General features: G+C 59.2%; 2 protein-coding genes. Both read left to right on the forward strand.

Annotated features, from left to right (window positions below; translation table 11 throughout):
* Nucleotides 1–177: 177 nt before the first annotated feature.
* Nucleotides 178–972 (forward strand): hypothetical protein, encoded by a 795-nt coding sequence (locus tag DVR05_RS26430; protein ID WP_198659375.1) that lies wholly within the window; start codon nucleotides 178–180, stop codon nucleotides 970–972.
* Nucleotides 965–3,073, forward strand: a complete 2,109-nt coding sequence (locus tag DVR05_RS26435) for a hypothetical protein (protein WP_198659376.1) — start codon at nucleotides 965–967, stop codon at nucleotides 3,071–3,073. The genes DVR05_RS26430 and DVR05_RS26435 overlap by 8 nt, the downstream gene beginning before the upstream one ends.
* Nucleotides 3,074–4,112 lie beyond the last annotated feature (1,039 nt).

Raw genomic sequence — 4,112 nt, forward strand, 5'->3', positions numbered from 1 at the left:
CGCTGGCATCGCCTGCATACGGATCTGTTACCGCAGACTCACCAAATGAGATGAGCTCTTAGGTTAGCTGGTGTACAAGCGACGCCTGACCTGGGAATAAGCGGCCGAATGGGGCTCTTGGGCATCGCCGTTGGTGCGGTAACCTGTTCTGGAGGGCGAGGCAAGGGAGGGTTCTGAGTGAGCACAGTCGAGCAGGTCTTCCGTGAGTGCGAGCGAGCTCGTGCTGAGGGTGTCCTTATTCAGAAGGTGAGTGACAGTGATAAGGAGTTTCACTTTCAGAACTGGGTCCAGGATCGCCTGAATTCTTGTCAACTAAATTATGATGATCCTGGCCGTAACACCTATCCCGACTTTCGCCTTGTAAATTTCCCCGAGGGTTACGAAGTCAAGGGTCTCGCTTGGCCTGGTCGTGATGCGAACTACGACTCCAACTCACAGGTTCCTAGCGGTGAGCACAACGGTCGTGAGGTCTATTACGTCTTCGGTCGCTACCCGAAAGATGTTAAGGGTATGGATGCGTATCCTGTTACGGACCTTGTGGTGTGTCACGGAAGTTTTCTGAACGCTGACTCTGACTACGTGCACAAAAACAAGTCCTTTCGCGGTTTCGGTTCGTATGGAGACATCCTTGTTCGGGATCGCAAGATGTATGTCGTCCCGACACCCTTCTATCTGGCGAGTGGGACGGTTGGCCTTTCGACATTGATCGTGCCCGATACATTCGAGCCGGAGAGCCCTGACTTGGTTCAGGTAGGTGAGATTGAGCGTGTAGAGGTCGAGAAGGTTGTCTCTTCTTATGAATTCAATCTCCAGACCAATGAGATGATTCGCCACTTCGTGCCCAACCCTAAGGCTGGGCAGGTTCACCGCTTCCGTGCTTATCGGACGCTCGGGCATGGGGAGCAGAATGAGGTTCGCCTCAGCGACGAAGCAGTTCGCTATGCGGAAGGTCTCGAACTGGGCGATGGCTGAGCCACTGATGGACCCCAAGTCTGGAAGCGGAGTAGCTATTCCGGTCAGCACTGCTTTGGAAACCGAGTTTCCAGCGGTCATGCTGAGTGAAGTGGGGACAAAGGAGTCATGGCGGAAGGAGGTCCACCGCCCCGCCACTAGTACACACAAGTGGTGGGCGAAGCGGCTCGGAACCGTCTTCCGAGGCATCATCACGTCCGCGATCACGGCTGCTGGCGAGGATGCCGAGGCAGTCTATTCGGCGCCCACGGATCTGTCGGGACTGGTGGTCCTCGACCCGTTCGCAGGTTCCGGAGTGACCGGAGTCGAAACCGCCAAACTCGGTGCCAGTGCGGTGTGCTTCGACATCAACCCTGTGGCGACGCTTGTCCAGCGCCAAGCGCTTCAGCAGTGGGACGCACAGGCTCTCTCGGCGGCCTTCGAACGGGTGGAACGCGAGTGCCGTCGTGAGGTCGATCGGGTGCACAGGACCGAGGACGGCCGTACTGTCCTCTACTATTTCTGGGTCGCGACAGTGCCGTGTCCGGACTGTGGTGACACGATCCGGCTCTTCAGTTCGACGGTGTTTTCCAAGAACGCCTACCCCAAGCGGGTGCCGGAGGCCCAGATCGTTTGCCCCCAGTGCCTGGACATCCAGGAGGGGCGCTACGACTTCGACACCGCACAGTGCGCCAACGGTCACACGGTCACCCAGAAGGGCCCCGTGGTTCGCTCGACGGCGACCTGTCGGAACGGGCACGCCACCAAGGTCATGACGGCACTCAACGGTGACCTGCCCGACTACGAGATGTACGCCAAGATGGTCGTGGACGCCAAGGGCCGCAAGACTTACGAGCCCATCACGGACTGGGACCGTGCGCTGTATGCGGAATGTGAGGAGCTGCTCGCCGAGCTGCCGTCCTCTGCCGTTCTGCCCTCCGGCAAGTTGGCCTCTGGCAACAACACCGACCAGGCGATCAAGTGGAATTTTAACGAGTGGCACCACTTCTTCAATGCTCGCCAGATGTACTCACTTTCGCTCATTGCGACCGCGATCCGTGATCTTCCCGGACGTACCCCGGAACGTGAGGCTTTGTGTGCGCTTTTCTCCGGCACGCTGGAGTTCAACAATCGGTTCACCTCCTTCAAGGGTGAGGGAACTGGTGCGGTTCGCCATATGTTCTCCCACCATATTCTGAAACCTGAGCGCACGCCTCTGGAAGCGCATCCGTGGGGGACTCCGTACTCGTCCGGATCCTTCTCGACGTTGTTGAAGAGCCGTCTGCAACGCGCACACGAGTACAAGACTCTGCCCTCCGATCTTGTTCCGGAGAATGGCGAGGTCCAACGTGTGACGGGGCTTTCGGCGCCTCTGGCGATTTGCCTCTATCAGGACTGGTCGTCGTTCGCCGATTCCGAAGAGCCGGCAGCCTACGTCGCCACGCGCAACTCCGCCGACACAGACTTGCCGGACGGCTCTGTCGATCTTGTCGTGACCGATCCGCCGTACATGGACAATGTCCACTACGCGGAACTGGCTGACTTCTTCCATGCCTGGTTGCGTGCGATGGACCCCTTCGACGGGTATCCCTCCGACGACACGACAAGGAGAAAGGGCGAAGTACAGAATGCAGACCCGATGGAGTTCGGTAAGGCCATCGAGGCAGTGTGGTCTGAATGTGCACGCGTCCTGAAAAAGGGTGGCCTGCTCGCCTTCACGTTCCATCAAGCTCGCATTGCTGGATGGGTGCGTGTTATTGAGTCTCTTGAACGTGCAGGTTTCTGTGTCACTGCTGTGCAGCCGGTAAAAGGGGAGATGACGACCAGCGTCGTCAAGAGCGGTGCCCGTGAACCCTCGAATCTCGACAGTATTGTGGTTTGCCGACGAAAGGTAGACGGCGCAGCGAACCCGCACGACTCGGTAGAGGCAGCGCTGACCACCGCAAAACGGGAACTAGCTCTGCTGCACAAGGCCGGAGTGGGGGTCGGTCCCGGGGACGTGCGCTCCGTCGTTCGGGGGTCCCTCTTGGCCTACCTGGCCTCGGTCGGCGCGGACCTGGACGAGACGGTGGACGACATTGACAGATACGCGACGGAGATCATCCAAGAGTTGCTTGGTTAAGAGCTCGCGCACGGACATCGCGACCTCGATCTGCTGACCGAGGTGTTCCCACATCGCTGCCTGCGTGCACCACCACATGTTGTACCACAGGTCCCACCCGTGCGCCTGTACGGGCATGGCGAGCAACGGCCACTCGGGCGGCTCACCCATGCGCCCTTTGGCGGAGAGCATCTCCACGTCGCTTGGCCGGACGGCCGGTCACGGCGCAGCGCGTTCGGGTCCGGCGGTGGACCGGATAGCGGGTGGGCACCACCTCGCGGCATGACTGATCACCCCTTCGGCATCGATCACGTCTCGTGACGACTGGTGCCCTTTGAACCTGACTGCCTGTTTCCAGCCCTCTCCGGTGTTTCCCTATAATCCCAGGCCAGGGGGTTGACCATCCATTGAACTCAGAAGCGCCAAACCGGCAAATCCATCCGTAATTTTACGGAAAGTAATCACCTATTCGAGATTGTTTCAACTGCCGGGATGCTCGATCGCTGTCGTTCGGTCAGAGTCCTGGAGTTCTCGCGTTTTGCGGAGAACGCATGGAGAACGATCTGGGGCGGTTCGCTGGGGTGTGACCGGGTTCTGACATGCGAAAACGGGCACAGGCATGAAGGATCATGGAATTGTCGAGAAATTGCAATAAGTAAGCACCCGTGTTCGGTATGTTATCCTCTCCTGTCTCCTGCTACTTCTCAATCCCACCCACCCACCCGCCCAACCACTCGCCCCTATAGACGAACTTACCCCCGACTCGATGGGCCACCTGTACACCATCGACGACCCCAGAAACTCGCGCGGCCGTCGCTACGGCCTGCCTACCCTGTCTACGCTGCCCGCTCTGGGCGTGTGCGCATTGACCAGAGCAGGCCACGACACCACCGCCGCCATCATCGAATGGGCTCACAACGCACCTCGCCGTGTCCTGCTCACCCGGGCTGGGTCTGGGGTGGCCAGGGGGCATCTGGTGCCGGGCTGACGGCGCGTTTGGGAAGCCCGAGCCGGAGCGGAATTTTCACACGATCGGTATTTCCTGTTCGCCGTAAAGTTT

The sequence above is a fragment of the Nocardiopsis sp. FIRDI 009 genome, assembly GCF_003386285.1.
Lineage (GTDB): Bacteria > Actinomycetota > Actinomycetes > Streptosporangiales > Streptosporangiaceae > Nocardiopsis.